The organism is Magnetospirillum molischianum DSM 120 (assembly GCF_000294655.1).
Lineage (GTDB): Bacteria > Pseudomonadota > Alphaproteobacteria > Rhodospirillales > Magnetospirillaceae > Phaeospirillum > Phaeospirillum molischianum.
The window spans coordinates 1-764 of sequence record NZ_CAHP01000048.1; the positions used below are offsets into that span (position 1 = coordinate 1).

1 protein-coding gene is annotated in these 764 nt (G+C 60.6%); it reads left to right on the forward strand.

Going from position 1 to position 764, the window contains the following annotated elements; translation table 11 throughout:
• On the forward strand, positions 1–606 hold a 606-nt coding region (locus tag PHAMO_RS16245), incomplete at its 5' end, for an IS66 family transposase (RefSeq protein WP_040567679.1).
• Positions 607–764: the final 158 nt, after the last annotated feature.

Below are 764 nucleotides of genomic sequence, written 5' to 3' on the forward strand. Positions count from 1 at the left end.
GTGCTGCACGACATTGCGCCGCGCCGGGCCAAAAGCGTCGCCGAGACCGTGTTGGGCGACTACCGCCCCGGGGTCTGGGTGTCCGACCGCTACGCCGGACAGCAGGATCTCGCCCTGGCCCATCAGGTCTGTCTCGCCCATGTCCTGCGCGACGTCCAATACGCCATCGATTGCGGCGACACCGTCTTCGCCCCGAAAATTCGTGATCATCTCCGTTGGGCAATCCGTGTCGGCAAACGACGAACAGAGCTCAAGGACTCTACGCTGGTCGCTTATGCCGCCAAGGCAGAGCGCCGCCTCGACACCCTGCTCGCCATCCCCGCCGCTCATCCGGCCGGGAAAATCCTCCAGCGCCAGATCAAGGCGTGGCGAACGAAGTTCTTCGTCTTCCTCACCGATCGCGAGGTCCCGCCCACCAACAATGTTTCCGAGCGCGAGATTCGGCCCTCCGTCGTCTTCCGCAAGGTCACCAATGGATTCCGCTCCGACTGGGGTGCCCAAGTCCATGCCGGATACCGGTCTGTCACCGGCACGGCGCGCCTCAAGGGCCAGACTGCCCTTCAGGCCGTTCGTGACCTCGTCAACGGCACCTTCGTCGTCGCCTGACAAAATCGACGCCAACCCCGTGAGCAATTACATGGCAAGAACCCTACGCTCATACGCGTCCAGTTGCCCCATTCTTATCTTCTTTAAATTATAGCAAAGACAAGTATCTGACCAACTGAAACGATATTCCATATGGCCTTACGGCGAGCAAAAGCCTC